Origin of the sequence: Caballeronia mineralivorans PML1(12), from assembly GCF_001028175.1 — a bacterium.
Lineage (GTDB): Bacteria > Pseudomonadota > Gammaproteobacteria > Burkholderiales > Burkholderiaceae > Caballeronia > Caballeronia mineralivorans.
On sequence record NZ_AEJF01000242.1, the window covers coordinates 1 to 20,770 of the forward strand.

Genomic DNA, 20,770 nt, shown 5'->3' on the forward strand with positions numbered 1-20,770 from the left:
CCATCCGCGGGGTCTTCCACGTCTCGACGCGCCCGCCCTGCGACTCGTCTCGCACATTCGTGATCGAAACACTCGACATCGTTAAATCCTGATAAGGAGAGGTCGGCGTCGTGTTCGTGCAGTGCACGTCACTCGCGTCCTCTGTGTCATTTAGAAACGTCTAATGCCGACGTTGGGCACTTGCAAAACCCTGCTGCGTCATGAAAGGCTTTGAATCTTTCAGACCTATCTTTCAAACCTCTTCGACCGTATCGACGAAATCCGCTGCGCCGGCATGCTGGTTCGTCCGGCCGCCATGGCGGCTCTTGCGCATGAGTCCGATCACGCGAACCCCGCGCTCGACAAACGGTGCCTCGTCACGGCGAAATCCGAATGTTTCGTAAAACCCGCGCAAACTCACAGGCGCGAGCAAACGCACGTCGCGCCCCGGCCAGCGCTCTGCCGCTGCCGCAAGCACGCGTTCAATCAGCGCCGCAGCCGTGCCGTCGCAGCGCCGTAGCGGGCTGGTGAGGATCTTGTCCACCACGACCACTGCCACCTCCGTCGTCCCCGTGCTGCCCTCATGCAGCCGCGCGTAGGCGATGACGGGCATCGAACGCGACATGTCATCGACTGCAAACACATGGAGCGACGTTTCATCGCGGCCATCCGGGTCAAGATGCACATGCGACTGTTCGACAACGAACACAGCGCTTCTCGCCCGCAGGATCAAATACAGCTCCCTTGCGGTGATTTGCTCGAAGTCGAGTGCTTTCCAGTTCATGTCCCAGTCTTGCTCCAGATGAGCCGCTCCAGATGAGGCCAGCAGCACCGGCCTGTTCGATGTTCATACGTTACGTCTCCGACCGCATAACTTCCGTGCGGCATCGCACCGACGCCTACCCTTGCCAATCCGTTAAATACGGTCAACCGAACCGCAATCGGCGAATGACGAACTGCCGCGAGAAAAAGCCTGGTGCCCGCTAGCGTGGGGTGACCCGCCAGGCTTCAAAACAAACGTGCGCCAGGTTGCCGATTGCGTGACCAGTCCGGTTCCGGTCACGCGACCAAGCCGATATCAAACGGCAGCGGCCGGTCCTAGGTGACATACCTTTAGTGACGCTTCTTTGGGGGGCTATTACATGAAAACCGCACTGCGCCGCATCCTTACCGAATCCGCCCGGCTCGACGTACCCGCCGACTCGCTCGCTGATGACGCCGATCTGTATGCTGCGGGGCTGTCGTCGCTCGCGACCGTTCATCTGATGCTCGCCGTTGAAGACGAGTTCAACATCGAGATCCCCGACCGGATGCTCACGCGCCGCCTGTTTTCGTCGATCGACTCGCTCGCCGCCGCGGTGACCGAGCTGCAACTGGCGCAGGCCGCAGCATGAACGCCTCGACGGATGTCGCCGTCCTTGCAGCAGTGAAGGCCGAGGAAGCAGCGGTCGTGGCAGCGCAGATCGTGGAAGACGTTCGGCAGGCATCGGCGGAACCTTCGTGGCTCGCCGCTACTCGCCGTGTGGCGCAGGTCGCAGCCCTTCATGCCGCCGCGGTCGATCGCGACGCGCGGTTCCCGGTCGAAGCATTCGAGGCGATGCGCCGCGAACGCCTGTTGTCCGCGATGATCCCCGCCGCACTCGGCGGTGCCGGCCTGACGCTCGCCGAAATGGCGCGCATCTGCGAAACGCTGGCGCGTGCATGTTCATCGACCGCGATGGTCTATGCCATGCATCAGAGCCAGGTCGCGTGCATCGTCGACCAGGGCAACGGGGTTCCGTGGCAACGCGAGATGATTGCGCGCCTGGTGGATGAGCAATGGCTGCTCGCCTCCGCGACGTCCGAAGAAACCATCGGCGGCAACATGCGCACCAGCGCCTGTGCGGTCGAACTGGTCGACGGCGCGTTCAGGATCGAGAAGCTCGCGCCGACCATCTCGTACGGCGAGCATGCGGACTGCATCCTGGTCACTGCGCGCCGCAGTCCTGAGGCAAGCGCGTCGGATCAGGTGCTGATCGTGGCGCCGCGCGACTCGCTCGTGCTGGAAAAACGCGGCGGCTGGGACTCGCTCGGCATGCGCGGCACCTGCAGCGAAAGCTTCCGGCTCGTTGCCGTTGGCCGTGAAGAGCAGATCCTGCCCGTGCCCTTTGCACAGATCGCCGACCAGAGCATGCTGCCGGTCTCGCACACGCTCTGGGCGTCGGTATGGATCGGCATCACCGCCGACGCCGTGAACCGCGCGCACCAGTTCTTCCGTGCCCAGGCACGTGGCAAACCGGGTGCGTTGCCTCCGTCGGCGGGACGGCTCGCGGACGCGGTCGCTCAACTGCGCATGATGCAGGCACGTCTCAAGGCGGCGCTCGATGCCGCAAGCGATGCCTCATCCGAACGCATTGCACGCGATGCACGGGACACCTGCGATTTCGACACGCCGCTGGGCGCGTCGCTGAGTCTTGCCTCCGACATGAACACGCTCAAGCTCAGCATCTCGTCGACTGCGCTGCAGGTCGTGCAGGAGACGCTGATGATCTGCGGCATGGCAGGCTACAAGAACAACACTGATTACAGCGTCGGGCGTCATCTGCGCGATCTTTTCTCTGCGCCGCTGATGATCAGCAACGACCGCATCCAATTAAACACGGCGAACCTGCTGCTTGCGCAGCGCACGCCGGCTACGGGGAGAATCTAGGACATGAACACGGTAACGGAACACGCGGCCATTGCAGCCGCCGATGCACAACAGGCATCCACGTACAACGCGTCGGACGTGACGTTGCGGGCACGGTTGATTGAAGCGGGAATCCTTATAGATACGGGCGAGGACGGTTTGTATGGCCGCAGCCAGGTATTCGAAGACGTGATCGACCGGCTCAACCATGCAATCACGCTGCTGGGCGCCGACCAGGAAGCCGAAGTGTTGCGCTTTCCGCCGGCCATGCGCCGCCACGACTTCGAGGACAGCGAATACTTGAAGAGCTTCCCCGATCTCGCCGGCACGATCCACTCGTTCCAGGGCAACGACCGCGGTCATCACCGGCTGCTGGAAGCGCTCGAAAAAACCGTTTCCGTGGGCGAAGAAGAACGCACCGATGAATGGATGGACCAGCAGAAACCCACCCGCCTGGTCCTCACGCCGGCCGCCTGTTATCCGATCTACCCGACTATCGCCAAACGCGGTGCACTGGCTGAAGACGGTGCGACCGTCGACGTATTCGCCTATTGCTTCCGTCATGAACCGTCCATCGATCCGGGCCGTATGCAGATGTTCCGGATGCGCGAATACGTGCGCCTCGGCAGCCCCCAGCAGGTCATGGACTTCCGTCAGAAGTGGATCGAGCGGGGTTCGCTGCTGGTGAATCTGCTGGGCCTGCCGTTCGAAATCGATCTCGCCAACGACCCGTTCTTTGGCCGTGGCGGCAAGATCGTGGCCGACAGCCAGCGTGCGCAGCAACTGAAATTCGAACTGCTGATCCCGGTTGCCACGCCCGACCGTCCGACCGCGTGCCTGTCGTTCAACTACCATATGGAACACTTCGGCGAGATCTGGAAGATCGCCCAGGCGAACGGCGAACTGGCACATACCGCATGCGTCGGTTTCGGCATGGAGCGCACGACGCTCGCCCTCTTCCGTCATCATGGCCTCGACGTAAAAGCGTGGCCAGCTGAAGTGCGCGACTTCCTCTGGGGCGATACGCACTCGCGTATCAGCGCCGGACTCGAGGCACTGTCATGACTGCCGTCCACACGAGCGGCGTGACGGATTCCGGCCGCGAGCGCGCCAGGGTCGTGCAACTGCACCCGTCCCACATGAACGTGCGCAAACACCAGTCGCACGCGCTGCATCAGGGCGAACGGGTGTGGGCCGAGACGAACTGCTACGTGGATTTGTGGATCGAGTTGCTGCACGGCTACGGACTCGATCCGCGGGCTGCGCTCGCCTTCACGGTCACGCAGGACTTCGAGGGCGACCAGTTCACGTTCTTCAAGTTTCCGCTGGAGGACCTCGACAAACTCTATGGTTTGCAGGTCCAGGAACTGGCCATCTACGATTCGCTGGAAGACCGTGTGCGTACGCAGACCCAGCGCGGCCATACGGTGCTGGTGGAAGTCGATGCGTTTTATCTGCCCGACACGCGCGCGACTTCATACCGGCACGATCACACGAAGACCACTATCGGCGTGGATTACATCGATCCGCGTTCGCACCGGCTCGGTTATTTCCACAACACGGGTTATTTCGTGCTGGATGGCGAGGACTATGAAGGTGTGTTTCGCCGGCTGCCGGAACTCGATGGCCGTCCCGAGATACTGTTTCCCTACGTGGAGTTCTGCAAGCGCGCACGAGCGCCGCTGAGCGGCACGGCGCTGGCCGAAGCGTCGGCGGATCTGCTCGTCGCGCATTTACAGCGGCGTCCGGCGCGCAATCCGATCACGCAATGGCGGGCGGCTTTTCCTGAACATGTGGAGATGCTGTTCGAACGAGGCCCGGACCACTTCCACCTTTACACCTTCAACGTCATGCGGCAACTCGGCTCGAACTTCGAGTTCATGTCGAGGTACCTCGTCTGGATGCGCGAACGTGGTTTCGCGATCCCCGACGACATGCCGACAGCCGCGCAGCGCATTGCGACCGAGTCGATGGTGATGCAGTTCCGGCTGGTACGAGCTATCGCACGCGGACGGCGCGATCCCTGCCACGAGTGTTTCGATGTGCTGGAAGAGTCTTACGACAAAATCGTGGAGCCGCTTGCCGCGCTGATCCGCTAGGGGCTCCCCGGCGGTTTTAAAGTTTTACCCCAGCCGGCCGAAAACAAGCTTGCGGCCGACGCGTACAGGCCGCGCGTTCCGCGCCGCACACAATAAGAGTGGGTCGCCTCGACGCCACGTTACAACGCCATTCGAGGAAACCGCCATGCGCATCCTGTCGCCCGGCGTCAGTGCTTCGCCGTCCGCTTTTTTTCCGCGCCTGTTGTCCGAAGGCTGGGAATGCCTCACTACGCGAGCGGGCGCTTACGCCACGCCCGCTGCGTTGATCGCTGACGGATGGCTTACCGCGCCCGTGCCGGGCACGGTTGCATCGGCGTGGCGGGAGGCCGGCAAGCTCAATCTCGAGACACCGCCGGCATTCGCTTTTGATGACCACTGGTATCGATTGGTTCTACGCGAAAGCGGGATGCGCCGGCTGCGCTTGCACGGACTTGCAACACTTTCGGAAGTCTGGCTCGACGATACAAAACTGCTCGATTCCGATTCGATGTTCGTCGCTCATGATCTCGATCTGCATCTGGACGGACACGCCACGCTCTATCTCTGCTTTCGTTCGCTGAGTGCCGCGCTCGCCGCCAGACGCACGCGTGCGCGCTGGCGGCCAAGGCTCGCTCAGCCGGCAACACTGCGCAATGTACGCACGACCTTGCTCGGCCACATGCCCGGCTGGTGCCCGCCGATACAAGCCGCAGGTCCATGGCGGCCGGTGGAGTTGCTGGGGGAATCGGCGACGTCGATCGATCGCGTGGACCTGCATTCCAGCCTCGATGGCAACGATGGTCTCGTTCATCTGAGCGTTCGGTTTGTCCATCCTCAACGCGAACAGAGCGTGCGCCTTGCCTGCAACGATGCATCGACCACGCTGCAATGGCGCGATGCGCAAACGCTTGCGGGCGTATTGCGCGTACCCGATGCGCCGCGCTGGTGGCCGCATACGCATGGCGAGCCGGTGCTGCATCGCGTTGCGCTCGATTTCGCTGACAATGAAGTGATCGAGCTCGGGCGCATCGGCTTCAGAGAACTGCGCGCGGACCGCGGCCCAGCGGGCGACGGCTTCCAGCTAGTGGTCAACGATGTGCCCGTTTTTGCGCGCGGCGCATGCTGGACTCATGCGGATCTCGTGTCGCTCGGCGGTTCACGTGAACAGGCGCAAACGTTTTTCCAACTTGCCCGCGACGCCGGCATGAACCTCTTGCGCGTCGGCGGCACGATGCTTTACGAGTCCGATGCGTTCTATGAATTGGCGGATGAATACGGGCTTTTGATCTGGCAAGATTTTGCATTTGCGAATTTCGACTATCCGACGGATGTGGCCTTCACGGCCAGTGTCCAGCGCGAAGCCGAACAATTTCTGTCGCGCACGCGGCGCTTCGCTTCGCTCGCGGTGCTCTGCGGCGGCAGTGAAGCCGACCAGCAAGGGGCCATGCTTGGCCTGCCGCCCGAACTGCGCGCGCAAACGTTATTCACGCAGCAGTTGCCGTCGATCGTAGCGGCGTTGCGGCCCGATGTGCCTTATGTGATGAACTCACCCAGCGTGCCGGCCGGCGAAGCCGGGGCCACCGCGTGGCCCTTCGCCACGCGCGCGGGCATCACGCACTACTACGGCGTCGGCGCTTACCAGCGCCCGCTCGAAGACACACGGCGCGCGAACGTTCGCTTCGCCAGCGAATGCCTGGCGTTCGCCAATGTGCCCGATGAAGTCGCGCTCAACACCGTGCCGCTGGCATCGAAGCCGCACGAGCCGCGCTGGAAAACCGCCGTGCCGCGAGACCCCGGCGCGGGCTGGGACTTCGACGACGTGCGCGAGTATTACCTGCGCACGCTGTACGCGGTCGACCCCGCCCGCCTTCGATACGAAGACCCCGAGCGTTATCTCGATCTGTCGCGCGCAGTGGTCGCCGAGGTCATGAGCGAAGTCTTCTCGGAATGGCGCCGCCATGGATCGTCGTGTGCCGGGGGAATCGTCTGGCAGTTGCAGGATTTGCGGCCGGGCGCAGGCTGGGGCGTGATCGACGCGCTGGGAGCGCCCAAGAGCGCCTGGCACGGGCTTGCGCAGGTTTTGCGTCCGATAGCAGCCCTCATCACCGACGAAGGCCTTGACGGCCTCGATGTGCATCTGATCAACGAAACTGCAACCGTTATCGATGCTCGACTTGAACTCGTGTGCCTGCGCGACGGCGCGACGAAGGTGGCCAATGCTTCAAAAGACGTAACACTCGCTGCGCGCAGCACGGCGCGTTTCCACGCGTCGGACCTTCTTGGCCAGTTCTTCGATTTCACCTACGCCTATAGGTTCGGGCCGCGCGCGCACGATGCCACCGTGATTACCTTGCGCGACAAGGCTAGCGGCGCCGTGCTGTCCGAGGCATTCCACTTCCCCGAGCGCGCGTGCACGCAGCGTCACGAGCTCGGTCTCGAGGCTCGGCTGGAGCAAACCGGCGACGAGAACTGGGAACTGGTGGTGAACGCCAAACGTTTGGCACGCTGGGTTCACTTGGTCGACCCGCACTATCGTGCAACGCTCGACTGGTTCCATCTTTTACCCGGCCGCGAGCGCCGAATTTCGCTCATTGCTCGCCAACGCAACACTTCGCATCCGCCAGAAGGCGAGGTTCGTGCACTCAACGCAACGTTTTCAATTCATTACCAGCCTACTTAGCAAGCCATGCTCAGCAAGGCTGCATGAGCGCCATCAGGCCGCACAGGCGTGTCAAGCGGCGCCATAAAGCAAATGCGTTCGCTAGCACACCAAGTTGATGGAACAGTTCTGAATCAATTTCCATACAACCGACGAATGTTGGCTGAACCACTCCACGCATAAGCCTCCAGTGCCACTTTGCACGTCGATAAAAAAACCTGAATGGGCCACCAGTAAGGCATTGCGCAGACGAAAGCGTGCGGCGCATCAATCGCATCAATAGAGTCCGGCTTCTAATGCGATGTTCAAGACTGAAACAAAAATATCCATCTGCTGATTCGCGGCCACTGCACTTTAAGCACCGCGCCATGATGGCATTGACATAGCGCATTGCTGGCACGGTCCTCGCTAAATGAGTCTCGCAGCGCCGGCATCGTCGAAAACGAATTCAACTAAACGACGATGCCGAGTTGCTTACGGGGCCGGTCGCGACACGTTTCGATGGATGCCGTCAGATGCATCCGCGAAACGCTAGCGGACCGGTAAATAACAAGTAAGGCGCAATGCGCAAAGTTACGAGAGAACAACATCATGCTGACCCTTCAGTCCGACCTGCACGGCAATCATCTGTTGGGTGCGCTTCCTGCGCACGAATGGCAAGCCCTCACGCCGCATCTTGAACTGGTTCAACTTCGCACCGATCAATTGCTGTGCGATTCAGGACAACGCATTCATCACGTGTATTTCCCCACCACGGCCATCATCTCCCTGCTGCACACGATGGAAGACGGCGGTTCGGTAGAGATAGCGGCAGTCGGCCGTGAAGGGATGACCGGCGTGCCGGTCCTGACTGGCGGCGAAACCATGCCGACGCGTGTCCAGGTGCAATGCCCGGGCTTCGCTTATCGCATGAGCGCAAGCGCATTGCGCGAACAATTTGGCCGCTCGGACTTCCTGCGCCGCCTGATGCTGCTGTATATGCAAGCCCTCCTCACGCAAGTTGCACAAACCGCTGCATGCAATCGCCATCACTCGCTCAACAAGCAGTTGTGCCGCTGGCTTCTTATCGAAATCGATCGCACCACGTCGAACCAGTTGCAAGTCACGCAACAGTTGATTGCTGACATGCTCGGCGTGCGTCGTGAAGGCGTGACCGAAGCAGCGGGCAAGCTGCATGACGCCGGCCTGATTCATCACAGCCGCGGCTGCATCAAGGTCCTGGATCGCGAAGGCCTCGAGTCGCGTGCATGCGAATGCTACGGCATCGTCAAGCGTGAATTCGACCGGCTGCTGCCGCGTCTGCATCAGGTGGAAGCGGTTCACTGAACACGGGACATGGTGCAGGAGTGAAGGAGCCAGGCCATGGCCTCAAGTGTTCGGCGCTTTGTCTCGATGCGACCCTTGGGCGCTGTGGGTAACTTGGCCTCGTCGTTCGAATTGTTCGGATCGCGCGGATGGACCTTACGCTCGGTGGAATTTTTCGTATCGCCTGAATCGGGCGGCATGGACTCCCCGAGCGCTGCGTTCACCACCGTCCCGGCCGACCGCGTGCTCGCCCCTTCCTGCAATCGTGATTGTGCGCCTGACGTAGGCGTCGATGACGTTCCCCATACAACCCGGTTTGTTGCATTCGACTTTGCATCGGTAACGATTCGCACGCCCGCATTCATTGAAGCACCTGCTATTGCTGACTCAATCGAGTCGCGCATGCTGAATTGCCGATCATTTGAAAACGATTTGAATCGAAGAGTAGCAGCGCTGCAGTTTCAATCAAGCGACGCGCTTCGATAAATCAACAGCTTCACCTCGTTGTCTTAATGTTCAGGAGTCCCGCGTCATGGTCGTCCCGCGCCCGATCTCACACCAAAGGTATTTGTGTGAACTAAGACGCCCACGTGCGGAAGCGCACTTACCGACCCTGCCAGAAACGCCACGATGTCGTACCGAAACGGCCACAAGCACACCTCCGACTTGACCTACATAGCAGGCGAGTGCGAGCAGCCCGAATGAAACAAGGCAGTCAAGCAACATAGTCGATATAGATTTTTCCGAAGGTACGTGGTTCTCCTGCCGCGCGCCTTTTAACCTGTGGTTCTTACTGTGTGAACACCCGCCCGATAGTCAGGCTGGGAGCGTTAGCTGTTGTCTCGAGTGGTTGCGGCGATGGGTGGACCGGGGAAGAAACCCATTCGCAAGCAAGACCCGGAAAACAGCTGCCAGGCGCTCACGTCATGCACAGGAAGCATCCCATACGCGCGCTGCGCGGTGACGGGCAGGAGACTTTGCGCTGAGGAGATTCGGCGTATCCGTAACGCGAGGACCACTAATATGAACATCAAACTACTCGTATCACTGCTGGCTGGCGCGACCTTCACAGCATCGCTTACCGGCTGCGCAATCGCACCGGGGCCCTATCTCGATACCGACCGGCTCGATCAGACACCGTCACCGGAAAGCGTCGCTCAGGCGAACGTGAAATATCACGTCCAGCCTATCGACGTCACGTACTTCGAGACCCATCCGCGCAAAGGCGACGCAACGCTTGCAAGCGTATGTCCCCTGAGCTGCCTCACCAAGGACACGCGCAAGCTGTACGCGTATCACATTGGCGTGAACGACCAGATCAGCGTCACCGTATGGGATCACCCGGAGTTCAGCTCGACCGGCCTCTCGGCGAACACGGGCGCAGTGGGCGTACCGCCGTTGCCATCGGCGGCACCGGGCGCCACAGCGGCAAGCGGAGGAGCAGCGACAGGCGGCACAAGCGGTCCCGAAGCCGGCGGCGTCACCGTGCGTGTAGCCAATGATGGCAGCATTTTCTTTCCGCGCGTGGGCCGCATACAAGCTGTTGGCAAGACCGCGCAGGAACTGCAGGAAGCGCTGACCAAAGGTCTTTCGAAGACCATTCGCAATCCGCAGCTCGACGTGCGCGTGTCCGGTTTCTACAGCAAGCAGGTGCAGGTCACCGGCGACCTGAAGCAGCCTTCCTCGCAGCCGATCACCGACGTGCCGCTGTCTGTCATCGACGCTATCAACCGCTCGGGCGGAGCAAACCCCGACGCCGACTTGCAGAACGTCGGCATCACGCGCGATGGCCATCGTTACGCGGTGGACGTAGCGGCCCTGCTCGATCGCGGCGACATCCAGCAAAACGTGTTGCTGCAGGATGACGACATTATCGACGTGCCGGATCGCACCAAGAGCCGTGTGTTCGTGCTTGGCGAACTGGCCAAACCGCAGACCGTGCCGATGAACCGGGGTCATCTGACGCTCGCCGACGCGCTCGCCAATGCGAACAGCATCGATCCGAGGTCTGCCGATCCGCGCATGATCTATGTGATCCGTGGCTCGGAGCAGCAGTTCGCTAAGGGCGGGATGCTCAAGACGTCGGCGATTACTTCGGCCGATGGCAGCGCGGCATCGGCTGCGAAGCCGCTCGATCTCAGTGTGTACAAACTGGACATGACGCAAGTAGACGCGCTGATGCTGATGACGCAATTCGACTTGCATCCGCGCGATGTGGTCTACGTGCAGGTTGCCAGCGCTGCTCGCTTCAACCGCGTGCTCGAGCAGATCTCGCCGACCATCCAGACCCTCTTCTACACCATACAAACGGCCCGCTAACACGAGTGTCACTTGTTACGCCTGGAGTGCGACATGAGTACTTATGAAATGCTGGAGCATTCGCCTACGCAAGCCAAGGATGAGGAATTCGTCCTGCGCGATCTGGTGCGAATGATCGTCGATCAGATCTGGTGGGTGCTGGGCATTGCGCTCGGTATCCTGCTGGTCGCCGTGCTGTACGCGAAGATGTCCACACCGGTCTACTCGGCGGACGCGCTGGTGCAGGTCGAGACACCCAGCCCCAACTCGCCCAACAGCGCTCAGGCCTCGCTCGCCGCGGCCTTGATGCCGAGTGCCGGTTCAATGCATGCGGATGCCGAGATCGAGATCATCAAGAGCCGCGCGGTGATCGACCCGGTGGTCGAGCAGTTCAATCTGAACTTCGGCACGTCCACGAATGTCATGCCGGTGATTGGCCGCGTGACCTCGTGGTTCGCGCACAAAGGCCATCCCCTGCCCGCGCTGTTTGGTTTCGACGCGTACGCCTGGGGCGGTGAAGAGTTCAAGGTGGACTCGGTGAACGTGCCGACCATTCTGCAGGATCAGCGCCTCACGTTGCGTGCGCTTGGCGAAGGCCGCTTCGCGCTGCTCGATGCAGAGAATCACGAACTGCTTCAGGGTGAGGCGGGTACCGTCGCGACGGGCAACGGCGTCACGCTGCTCGTGAGCCAGCTGGTCGCGCGCCCCGGCACTGAGTTCTTCGTCACGCGTGCCTCGCAGCTCGAAGCCGGTCAGGTTTTCGGTGCCGGCATGCAGGTCGCAGAGAAAGGCAAGGACACGGGTATCGTGCAGATCTCGTATAGCGGCTCGCAGCCGATCTTCATTACGGAGGTCGCCAATGCGGTGGCTGCTTCGTATCTGAAGCAACGCACCGAGCGAGCGCAGGAAGAAGCGAACCGCATGCTGACCTTCCTGAACAACGAACTGCCGCGGGTACGTAACGAATTGCGCGCCAGCGAGACCGCATTGGCGCAGTATCAGACCGCTGCCGGGTCGTTCCAGCCGACGCAGGAAGCACAGACGTATTTGTCCGGTGGACTCGACTATGAACGCCAGATCGCGGCATTGCGGATGCAGCGCGTGCAGTTGCTGCAACGCTTCACTGACGGCGCCGACGAAGTGCGTGCAATCGATGCGCAACTTGCCGCGCTCAATGTCGAGAAGTCGCGCTTCGAGAATCAGTTCAAGACGTTGCCGGGTTCGGAGCGTCAGGCTGTGTCGCTGCAACGTGAAGCCAAGGTTAACTCCGAAATCTATGTTGCTCTCCTGAATAAAACGCAGGAATTGTCGATCAGCCGTGCAGGGACGGTAGGCAATGTGCATATCGTCGATATGGCGCTCGTGCCCTCGCAGCCCGTCAAGCCCAAGGCCGGGCTGATCATTGCCGCGGGTGGGTTGCTTGGGGTGATCGCGGGCGTGGTGTTCGCCTTTGTACGGCGTGCGTTTTTTGCCGGTGTGGACGATCCGGATCTGGTTGAACGCCGCTTCAACCTGCCGATCTTTGGCGCCATTCCGTTCAGTGCCGAGCAAGCTAGGGTTGACCGTGTGCGGCTTGATCGTCCGGTTGCGTTACCCTTGCCTTCTGTGAAGGGAGCTGCGGGTGGTGCAAAGCGTTTGGGGACGCAGCCGGTGGGCGATGGATTCGTCTCGACGCCCGGTATGGCTGCGAAGACGCGGGTGGCCATGGCGCTTAAGCACGCCACTGTTCTGCCCGCTTCACGCAGTACCACGCAACCGTTGCTTTCGACGACGCATCCGTTCGATACATCGATTGAAGGACTTCGCGGGCTCAGGGCGACGCTGCAATTCGCGCTTGTGGATGCGCCTAACCGGGTGATCGCCATTACGAGTCCGGCGCCATCCGATGGCAAGAGTTTCTTGTCGGCCAATCTTGCAGCGCTTCTGGCTGAGTCCGGCAAGCGGGTACTGCTTATCGATGCGGATTTGCGTCGTGGCCGACTGGCTCAATATCTTGGGCGTTCACCGCATGGCGGGCTCACTGAGCTGCTCACCGGACAGACTGACTTCGAGATGGCTGCTCGTGAGACTGGGGTGCATGGATTGCACTTCATTGGCTCGGGTGCTCATCCGCCTAACCCGTCGGAGATTTTGACTTCGGCACGGTTTGCTTCTCTGTTGCAGGCTTTCGAGAAGCAGTTCGACCTGGTTATCGTCGATACACCGCCGTTGCTGGCCGTGCCGGATGCGGCTGTTATTGCTAGCCTGGCTGGGTCTACCGTGCTCGTTATGCGCTCGGGCGCCCATTCGGAAAAGAATATCGCTGATTCGCTTAAGAAGCTTAAGCGTGCTCATGCCAGGGTCGTGGGTGGCGTGTTGAATGCCATGCCGGCTAAGCGCGGTGGACGTAACGGCACTTATGACTATGCTTATGCCTATACGTATTCCAGCGATCCGCTTACGGCCGAGGTCAAGCAGTGAAAGTTGTTCGAGGGGGGAGATGTTTTGCTTCTGTGAGATGAGATAGCCGCTAAGGCTGCCAGTATTCGACGCCCGCGAAAGCGGGCGTTTTTGTTTGCTCGCGCCGATGGACGGTTTTGGGTTGGTGGAGTTTGGAGCGGTAGCGGTCGGGGGTGGTGCCGGGTTGCTGCTGCTCAGGCCTTTGCGCGGTCTGTCTTAGCAGTTCTCTTTATCACTATTAGTCACTGTGTGTGGCGGCACTTCATTTCTTTTCCGACGGTGAAAAAGAAACAGAAGCAAAGAAAACGCCTCTCAACAATCGGCAAGTTAGTGTCCCTAGCGTGCAGGCTAGAAGTTTCTGGCACCTAATAGCACGGTGCTCACCAGACTTGAGGATGTTTGACCCCCTCCTTCTCGCGAATACTGACACGAACACGCTTTGCCCCCAACGCTCTCGGGCAAGCATCGTCACCCACGGACCTGGACGGCCTCACGTGTCCGTTCACTCGTCTCTTGCTTGGCTTGGCGATTTGTCTGTTGCTGGTGGGATGGGGGAGTCTAGCTGGGGGGTATTGTTTTTTTCTGTGTGGACTGCCAGATTATTGCTTGAGGTGGTTGTACGCGGATAGCGCGGAGTGAACCTGTGGCAGGTTCAGTCACTGGTGGCAAAGCGTATGGGGATCCGTGTTCGGAGAGGTCGGGCTTCAAACATCCGTCAGTCTGGCGAGCACCGTGCTATCAGGTGCCAAAAACTGAGGCCTGCACGCTAGGGACACTAACTTGCCGATTGTTGGGAAACGTTTTCTTTGCTTCTGTTTCTTTTTCGCTGTCGGAAAAAGAAACGAAGTGCCGCCACGCACAGTGGCTAATAGTGATAAAGAGAACTGCTAAGACATCACGACCGCCGAGCCCGAAAGCAGCAACCCGCATCAACTCAGCCCTACGAACGCTAGCGAAAATCCCACACTTAAGCCGCCTTAACATACGCCGACGACATCACACTAGTAACCTCGCTATCGCGGCTAGGTTCAGCCTTCGCCATCGCGTTCAACACCTCAACAATAAACCGGCGACGAAAATCCGCAGCGCCAAACCGCTCCGCATTCCTGCGACACGCAGCCGTCGTAAAAGCATGAGAGCAATCCTCAAACCGCTCCACCGCTTCACATAACGACGCCGGCGTTTGTGTCGTGAAATGCAAACCCGTCGCCCCCGGCGATCCAAGCGGCACCACCGACTCCAATGCCCCGCCCTTGCCGTAGGCAATCACCGGTGTGCCACAAGCCTGCGCTTCCACTATCGCGATGCCAAAATCCTCTTCGGCGGCATACACAAACGCCTTCGCGCGCTGCATGTGATCCTTCAAGACCTCAAACGACTGGTAACCCAGGATACGCACATTAGACGTGGCCTTCGAACGCACCAGATCCATCTGCGGGCCGTCGCCAATCACCACCAGCTTGCGATCGGGCATCGAAGCAAAAGCTTCCACGATCATATCAATGCGCTTGTAAGGCACCATCCGCGACGCCGTCAAATAGAAGTCACCCTTCTTCTCACCCACTTCGAATGCGTGGACATCGACCGGCGGTGCAATCACCGCCGATTCACGTCGATAACTCTTCATGATCCGCCTCGCCACGAAGTGCGAATTCGCAATCATGCGGTCCACGCCGTTAGCCGAGCGCGCGTCCCAGTTGCGCAGATAGTGCAGCAACATGCGGGCAGCCCATGAACGCGGACCATGCTCAAGACGCGCCTCGCGCAAATATTGATGCTGCAAGTCCCACGCGTAACGAATAGGCGAATGCACATAACTCACATGGGTCTGGTCGGGCCCAACCAGCACGCCCTTTGCCACCGCATGCGAACTCGAGAGCACGAGGTCATAACCCGACAAGTCGAATTGTTCGATAGCAAGCGGCATCAGCGGCAAATACCCGCGATACTTTTTCTTCGCATACGGAAGCCCCTGTATGAACGAAGTCTTCACGGGCTTGTTATGAACGATCGAGCGGTCTTCAAGGAAGTCCACGAGACTGAAGATGTCTGCCTGCGGAAAGCAGGCAATCATCTGCTCCAGCACCTTCTCCGCGCCGCCCGACACCACCAGCCAGTCGTGAACAATAGCCACTTTCATGATGGAACCCGTCTGCCGCAGCCTTTGCTGCCGATGAAGCGAGTTTAAAGACAGTCACTGCATGCCTTCGTGCGCACGCCCACACACTTCGACCATCGCATTGCGAATAATGAGCGCTGTGTCCGCTTGCCCACGATCGTTACCTTAATCGGCTCCGGGTTTGCCCATAACTCATTCGACCATTTGCAGCGCCTGTCATCGATGCCCACAAAAACCGCAGCCAGCTTATCAATTCCATCCACCACACTGCTGCGTGATAAAGGTCCGGCATCGGTAGCCAACACACGCGAATTCACCCCGCAACGCGCCGACACCGCGGCTTTGTCGTCATCGAACAGAGAACCACGCATCCTCTTCGTCGATCAGAGCGGCCAGCTTGGTGGCGCCGAGATCTGCCTCCTGCCACTCGCCATCCGATGCACCCAGCACAGCGAAGTCCTGTTGCTCTCGGACGGCCCGTTCCGTGAACGGCTCCAGGCCGAAGGCGTACGGGTATCGATAGACACGGATGCACGTATCTCAAGCATCAAGAAAGACCGCGTGAAGTTCGCCGCCATCGCAGCATTGCCCGGCATCGTGCGTCAGGTCCGTTCGATCGCCACACGCGCAAAGTCCTTCGATATCGTGTTCCTCAACACACAAAAGGCCTTGATTCTGGGGGCATTCGGTCACGCATTGCATCGCAAGCCTACGGTCTGGCATGTGCACGACATCGTCTCCCGTGCTCACTTCGGCCGCATGCATCTGCTGCTGATCAAGTGGGCCGTGAAGATCGGCGTCGATCATGTGATCACGAATTCGCGTGCTTCCGCCGACGCGCTCATCGAACTCACCGGCTTGCCACGCAGCGCAGTGCCCGTCGTCCACAACGGCGTGGACCTGGCACGCTTTGGTGGCAATGCCAAGCAAGCGGTCACGCCGATCGACGAGCGCCGTGCGTTGCGTGGGCTGCCCACGAACGCCTTTCTCGTCGGCTTGTTCGGTCGCTTCACGGCGTGGAAGGGCCAACATGTTGCACTCGATGCCGTCGCACGCGTACCCAACGCTCATCTCGTTCTCGTCGGAGACGCCCTCTTCGGCGAGACCGACTACGCGGAGAGTTTAAGAGCCCAAGCCAAGACGCTCGGCATAACTGAGCGAGTGCACTTCGCGGGTTTTCAGCACGACGTGGCGTCATGGATGAACGTCATGGATGTGGTCGTGCATGCCTCCACCCAACCGGAACCGTTCGGCCTTGTGATCATTGAAGCGATGGCAGCAGGCAAGCCCGTGATTGCATCGAACGGAGGCGCGGTACCTGAGATACTCAGGAATGGCGAGAACGGCCTGATCGTCGAACCGAACGATGCAACGAAGTTAGCGGAAGCTATTAGTGCCTTGCAGCGTGCACCCGAACTGGCAGCGCGACTCGCCACCCAAGGTCACGCCGACGCGGGCCAGCACTTTTCCATCAAGCGATATCTGCATCAGATGACGCGTGTGCTTTTCAATATCGCAACGCCAACGCCTACATCTGACCGCGACGTGAAGCTGGCAAAGGCACCGAGTGCCGCGAAGCACCGCTAACTGAAATGCTAAGGCAAACACCAGGACGAGCGCAAAGAAAACATCGAACCGAAAGGTTAAAAATTGAAAAGCCCGACGCTTTGAACGCCGGGGCTTTTAAATTGCGGCTCCCCGAATGCTTCAACGCTGGCTAAGATCGCCCCGCACGCCGAGTTGGATTTCGTACATGGCGGCAAGCATCGCCAGATAAGCGCGTTCGCTCGCGGCTTCCGTGACCGACATCCCCTTGCAGGTCTGTCCGCCCATGATCACGCCAAGACACAGCGCGTAATTGCCCGCGAATGCCGTGGGCGACGGCTCCATGTGCTTGAGACGCGTGTACGACGCGTCGAGCGTCTTGCGAAGATTGGTTTGCATCGCCGTATTCCCGTAATTATTAAGACCTTTGACGCCACGCCCACGCATTAGCGGCTATACAAGCTATTACGCTTTCTAACGCGGACGGAATGTTCGCGGCCACGCAATCTGGAGGGCTTAGAGCGCGTGCTCTAGGGCTGACCTATTTTTGACTAAACGCCAGTTCTGCTCGATCGGAGATATCTTACTAAAGACATATTTAATAGAAATAGTCTGTTCAGGGTTTCTGTGGCTGAATTGCATCGAATAAAAAAGCGCGGCAGGCCTGAAAGCCTCCGCGCATTTTTGGAACTTACCGCAAGCCTTAACGCTGCACGTAATCGATCCGTTCCACGCCACCCGGCGTTCCAAGCAAACAGACATTCGCACCCCGCGCCGCGAACAAACCCACGGTCACCACGCCGGGCCACCCATTTATTTGTGCTTCAAGCGCGAGCGGATCAGTGATCTTCAGCGTCTTCACGTCGATGATCTCGTTGCCGTTGTCAGTGATAAACGGCGAGCCGTCCTTAGTCACGCGCAGCACCGGCACCCCGCCCAATGCCGTAACGCGCCGGCCGATCGCCGTGCGCGCCATCGGCACGACTTCGACGGGCAACGGGAACGTCCCAAGCACCTCGACACGCTTGCTTGCATCTGCGATACAGACAAACACATCCGCCACCGACGCCACGATCTTCTCGCGCGTGAGCGCCCCACCGCCGCCTTTGATCATCGCGCCGTGCGAGTCGATTTCGTCGGCGCCGTCCACGTACACAGGCAGCGATTCGATCTCGTTCAACTCCAGCACCTTGAAACCATGCGCTTCAAGCCGCGCGGTTGTCGCAAGCGAACTCGATACCGCCCCGCGATAGCGCGACTTCGTGCTGGCAATAGCATCGATAAAACAATTCGCCGTCGTGCCCGTGCCGACGCCAATCACCGCGCCTTCGGGTACGTTGGCGTGGACGTAGGCGGCCGCTTCGGCGGCGACCAGTTGCTTCAGTTCATCTTGGGTCATGGCTAGGGTGACAGCGAAAAGGGGGAAACCTCGATTTTAGCTGAGCGCGGCGGCAGCGGCGCTGCCCGGTCAGACGTGCATGAAAAAGCCCAGCGGATTGTGCGTGCGCGCAACTGACGCGATAAACGCGAACACGATGATCGCCAGCACGCCGAACACGGCCCGAGCGCCCTTGGTCCGGCCGCGTTTCAGCGCGAACGTACCAAGCACGATATACGCGATCAGCCCAACGATCTTGGCCGACAGCCACGCCGAGTTCGGCCCAAAGCCGACTATCCCGACCAGCCCGATAGCACTCAGCAACAAGAGCGTATCGACGATATGCGGCACGATCTTCACCACGCGCTTTTGCAGCAGCGGCGAATCACGGAGCATCCAGATCCATCGAATAAAGAAGCCGAGGATGCTGAGCGCCGCGCACGTCATATGCACCGAACGAAGCGGCAGAAAGAGATCGGACATGAGAAGAAAAAGCCTTTAAGGAAGGTACTTATCGAGCAACGCGGCCGCTATTGCGTCCGTTTCCGCATCGGGGTTGCCGGCGTAATCGGTGGGACGAAAGTGCATTTGGAAGGCGGCGATCACCTCGCGTGTCTTGTCGTCAAGCACGCCGTCAGTGGCGACGTCGTAGCCGTAACGCTGGAGTTTTTGCTGCAAAGCGGCCACGTCGACCAGCGCCTTGAGATCGCGTCCGCCAAGATGTTGCGCCACCGTCGCGGCGTCCGGCCACGCGCCAATGCCGTTGTCGTAGAGCGTGCGCCACGGGAATGCGGGACCCGGATCGGTCTTGCGTTGCGGCGCGATATCGCTATGGCCGACAACACGCGTTGGCGGAATCTGGTAGCGCGTGACAATGTCCTTCGCGAGCTTCACAAGCGCATCGACTTGAGCAGGCGGATACGGCTGCCACGTGCGTCCTTGCGGTGTATCGATCGGACCCACGTTGACGTTTTCGATTCCTATCGACGCGGCGTTCAGCTCGGTCGTACCCTGCCATTCGCTTTTACCCGCATGCCACGCCCGTTCCGTTTCGGGCACGAGCTGATAGACCACCGGCTCGCCGTTTTCAATGCGCGGATTGTCGGGCACAACGTAGTGGACGCTGACGTCGTCGCCGGTGAGAACCGCGAGCGAGCGCGCTTCGTTGCCTTGCGTGTAATGCATGACGAGAAAGCGCACGCGCGAGTCGGCGCTGGGCGCGTGATAACGCGTGTCGGCAATGTAAGCGCCGCGATTGATCTCGGTGGTCGAGCAGGCCACGAGCAGCGCGCACAACACACCGCCAAGCACCGCAGAGCTAAGTCGCATGGCGAGCGCTTACTTCTTCACCGACCGCTGCCGCACGGCTTCGAACAGGCAAATCCCGCTCGCCACCGATACATTCAGACTCTCGACACTGCCCGCCATCGGAATCTTCATGATCTCGTCGCAGGTCTCGCCGGTGAGCCGTCGCATGCCCTCGCCTTCCGCGCCGACAACAATCGCCACCGGCCCATCGAGCTTCGTCTCATAGACGCTCGCCGTGGCCTCACCGGCCGTGCCGATCACCCACACGCCCGCGTCCTTCAACTCGCGCAACGCGCGCGCCAGATTCGTCACCGTGATGTACGGCACGGTTTCAGCAGCACCGCTCGCGACCTTTGCGGCCGTGGCGTTCAACCCGGCCGAGCGATCACGCGGCGCGATCACCGCGTGCGCGCCTGCAGCGTCGGCTACGCGCAAACACGCGCCGAGGTTATGCGGATCCGTCACGCCATCCAGCACCAACAGCAAGGGCGTGCCGCTGACGCCATCGAGCAGTTCCGCCAGGTTCTGCGCGAGCGGCATGTCGGTCGCGCGCGCGACCACGCCTTGATGGCCGACGTTGCCCGACAGACCCCACAAACGCGCTTCATCGGCGGCAATCAGGCGAATGCCCGCTTCCTTCGCCGTGCGCAGGAAATCCGTCATGCGCCGGTCCTTGCGGGTCGGATCGTAGAGGATCTCTTCGATCGTCGATGCATCGGCGCGAACCCGCGCGGTCACCGCGTGAAAACCATACAAAACTTTGAGACGTGACATGACTGGACCAGACCGTATTCAAACAAAACAAAATGGAAACGCGGCCCGGTGCATCAAGCACCGGGCCGCGCATTTCAAACTGAGGTGCGTCGCCTTCTTCGCTACCGCGCGCCTCAGCGCTTCTTGCGTGGCGGGTGGCTCTTGGCCGCCGGCTTCGTTACCACCCCGCGTTTCTTCGCCGCCGCGACATCCTTCGCAATCGTCGGCGGCAGCGCAGCCG

16 protein-coding genes are annotated in these 20,770 nt (G+C 60.2%); 9 read left to right on the forward strand and 7 right to left on the reverse strand.

Features of this window, described 5'->3' with window-relative positions; genetic code table 11:
- Window positions 1-232 precede the first annotated feature (232 nt).
- The gene (locus EOS_RS39615) at window positions 233-763 is read right to left on the reverse strand and encodes a GNAT family N-acetyltransferase (RefSeq protein ID WP_047897697.1); all 531 of its coding nucleotides are present in this window, start codon (window positions 761-763) and stop codon (window positions 233-235) included.
- A gap of 358 nt (window positions 764-1,121) precedes the next feature.
- Between EOS_RS39615 and EOS_RS39620 the strand changes: the two genes are divergently transcribed.
- The 8 genes from EOS_RS39620 (at window position 1,122) to EOS_RS39660 (ending at window position 13,447) form a co-directional block, all read left to right on the forward strand.
- The gene (locus EOS_RS39620) at window positions 1,122-1,373 is read left to right on the forward strand and encodes an acyl carrier protein (protein ID WP_047897698.1); all 252 of its coding nucleotides are present in this window, start codon (window positions 1,122-1,124) and stop codon (window positions 1,371-1,373) included.
- The gene (locus EOS_RS39625) at window positions 1,370-2,668 is read left to right on the forward strand and encodes an acyl-CoA dehydrogenase family protein (RefSeq protein ID WP_075645477.1); all 1,299 of its coding nucleotides are present in this window, start codon (window positions 1,370-1,372) and stop codon (window positions 2,666-2,668) included. The genes EOS_RS39620 and EOS_RS39625 overlap by 4 nt, the downstream gene beginning before the upstream one ends.
- A gap of 3 nt (window positions 2,669-2,671) precedes the next feature.
- On the forward strand, window positions 2,672-3,712 hold the full coding sequence (locus EOS_RS39630) for an amino acid--[acyl-carrier-protein] ligase (RefSeq protein WP_047897699.1): 1,041 nt from the start codon (window positions 2,672-2,674) through the stop codon (window positions 3,710-3,712).
- Window positions 3,713-3,786: 74 nt separating this feature from the next.
- Complete coding sequence (locus EOS_RS39635; protein WP_235443109.1) at window positions 3,787-4,746, forward strand: DUF1839 family protein; 960 nt, start codon at window positions 3,787-3,789, stop codon at window positions 4,744-4,746.
- Window positions 4,747-4,891: 145 nt separating this feature from the next.
- Window positions 4,892-7,405: a glycosyl hydrolase 2 galactose-binding domain-containing protein gene (locus EOS_RS39640; RefSeq protein WP_047897700.1), complete on the forward strand. Its 2,514-nt coding sequence runs from the start codon at window positions 4,892-4,894 to the stop codon at window positions 7,403-7,405.
- A 570-nt stretch (window positions 7,406-7,975) separates the two neighbouring features.
- Window positions 7,976-8,710, forward strand: coding sequence for a Crp/Fnr family transcriptional regulator (locus EOS_RS39645; RefSeq protein WP_047897701.1), 735 nt, complete (start codon window positions 7,976-7,978; stop codon window positions 8,708-8,710).
- A gap of 1,002 nt (window positions 8,711-9,712) precedes the next feature.
- Entirely contained in the window at window positions 9,713-11,008 is a 1,296-nt protein-coding gene (locus EOS_RS39655) for a polysaccharide biosynthesis/export family protein (protein ID WP_047897703.1), read from the forward strand.
- 33 nt (window positions 11,009-11,041) lie between these two features.
- Window positions 11,042-13,447 (forward strand): polysaccharide biosynthesis tyrosine autokinase, encoded by a 2,406-nt coding sequence (locus EOS_RS39660; protein WP_047897704.1) that lies wholly within the window; start codon window positions 11,042-11,044, stop codon window positions 13,445-13,447.
- 946 nt (window positions 13,448-14,393) lie between these two features.
- On the opposite strand, the gene EOS_RS39665 is transcribed toward EOS_RS39660, so the two are convergent.
- Window positions 14,394-15,620, reverse strand: coding sequence for a glycosyltransferase family 4 protein (locus tag EOS_RS39665; RefSeq protein WP_456151147.1), 1,227 nt, complete (start codon window positions 15,618-15,620; stop codon window positions 14,394-14,396).
- A gap of 147 nt (window positions 15,621-15,767) precedes the next feature.
- Here EOS_RS39665 and EOS_RS39670 point away from each other — a divergent pair, with 147 nt between their 5' ends.
- Window positions 15,768-17,132 (forward strand): glycosyltransferase family 4 protein, encoded by a 1,365-nt coding sequence (locus tag EOS_RS39670; protein ID WP_082163696.1) that lies wholly within the window; start codon window positions 15,768-15,770, stop codon window positions 17,130-17,132.
- A gap of 120 nt (window positions 17,133-17,252) precedes the next feature.
- Here the strand turns inward: EOS_RS39670 and EOS_RS39675 are convergent, their stop codons facing one another.
- The 5 genes from EOS_RS39675 to rlmB form a co-directional block, all read right to left on the reverse strand.
- Window positions 17,253-17,489, reverse strand: a complete 237-nt coding sequence (locus EOS_RS39675) for a hypothetical protein (protein WP_047897706.1) — start codon at window positions 17,487-17,489, stop codon at window positions 17,253-17,255.
- A 304-nt stretch (window positions 17,490-17,793) separates the two neighbouring features.
- Complete coding sequence (gene rpiA, locus EOS_RS39680) at window positions 17,794-18,489, reverse strand: ribose-5-phosphate isomerase RpiA (protein WP_047897707.1); 696 nt, start codon at window positions 18,487-18,489, stop codon at window positions 17,794-17,796.
- A 69-nt stretch (window positions 18,490-18,558) separates the two neighbouring features.
- Window positions 18,559-18,951: a SirB2 family protein gene (locus EOS_RS39685; RefSeq protein WP_047897708.1), complete on the reverse strand. Its 393-nt coding sequence runs from the start codon at window positions 18,949-18,951 to the stop codon at window positions 18,559-18,561.
- Window positions 18,952-18,966: 15 nt separating this feature from the next.
- On the reverse strand, window positions 18,967-19,797 hold the full coding sequence (locus tag EOS_RS39690) for an N-acetylmuramoyl-L-alanine amidase (RefSeq protein WP_047897709.1): 831 nt from the start codon (window positions 19,795-19,797) through the stop codon (window positions 18,967-18,969).
- A 9-nt stretch (window positions 19,798-19,806) separates the two neighbouring features.
- The gene (gene rlmB, locus EOS_RS39695; protein ID WP_047897710.1) at window positions 19,807-20,550 is read right to left on the reverse strand and encodes a 23S rRNA (guanosine(2251)-2'-O)-methyltransferase RlmB; all 744 of its coding nucleotides are present in this window, start codon (window positions 20,548-20,550) and stop codon (window positions 19,807-19,809) included.
- Window positions 20,551-20,770 lie beyond the last annotated feature (220 nt).

Bases quoted from the DNA above. Each gene is read 5' to 3' on its own strand.
- EOS_RS39615 (WP_047897697.1), bottom strand. From the start codon at position 763: ATGAACTGGAAAGCACTCGACTTCGAGCAAATCACCGCAAGGGAGCTG.
- EOS_RS39620 (WP_047897698.1), top strand. From the start codon at position 1,122: ATGAAAACCGCACTGCGCCGCATCCTTACCGAATCCGCCCGGCTCGAC.
- EOS_RS39625 (WP_075645477.1), top strand. From the start codon at position 1,370: ATGAACGCCTCGACGGATGTCGCCGTCCTTGCAGCAGTGAAGGCCGAG.
- EOS_RS39630 (WP_047897699.1), top strand. From the start codon at position 2,672: ATGAACACGGTAACGGAACACGCGGCCATTGCAGCCGCCGATGCACAA.
- EOS_RS39635 (WP_235443109.1), top strand. From the start codon at position 3,787: ATGAACGTGCGCAAACACCAGTCGCACGCGCTGCATCAGGGCGAACGG.
- EOS_RS39640 (WP_047897700.1), top strand. From the start codon at position 4,892: ATGCGCATCCTGTCGCCCGGCGTCAGTGCTTCGCCGTCCGCTTTTTTT.
- EOS_RS39645 (WP_047897701.1), top strand. From the start codon at position 7,976: ATGCTGACCCTTCAGTCCGACCTGCACGGCAATCATCTGTTGGGTGCG.
- EOS_RS39655 (WP_047897703.1), top strand. From the start codon at position 9,713: ATGAACATCAAACTACTCGTATCACTGCTGGCTGGCGCGACCTTCACA.
- EOS_RS39660 (WP_047897704.1), top strand. From the start codon at position 11,042: ATGAGTACTTATGAAATGCTGGAGCATTCGCCTACGCAAGCCAAGGAT.
- EOS_RS39670 (WP_082163696.1), top strand. From the start codon at position 15,768: ATGCCCACAAAAACCGCAGCCAGCTTATCAATTCCATCCACCACACTG.
- EOS_RS39675 (WP_047897706.1), bottom strand. From the start codon at position 17,489: ATGCAAACCAATCTTCGCAAGACGCTCGACGCGTCGTACACGCGTCTC.
- rpiA (WP_047897707.1), bottom strand. From the start codon at position 18,489: ATGACCCAAGATGAACTGAAGCAACTGGTCGCCGCCGAAGCGGCCGCC.
- EOS_RS39685 (WP_047897708.1), bottom strand. From the start codon at position 18,951: ATGTCCGATCTCTTTCTGCCGCTTCGTTCGGTGCATATGACGTGCGCG.
- EOS_RS39690 (WP_047897709.1), bottom strand. From the start codon at position 19,797: ATGCGACTTAGCTCTGCGGTGCTTGGCGGTGTGTTGTGCGCGCTGCTC.
- rlmB (WP_047897710.1), bottom strand. From the start codon at position 20,550: ATGTCACGTCTCAAAGTTTTGTATGGTTTTCACGCGGTGACCGCGCGG.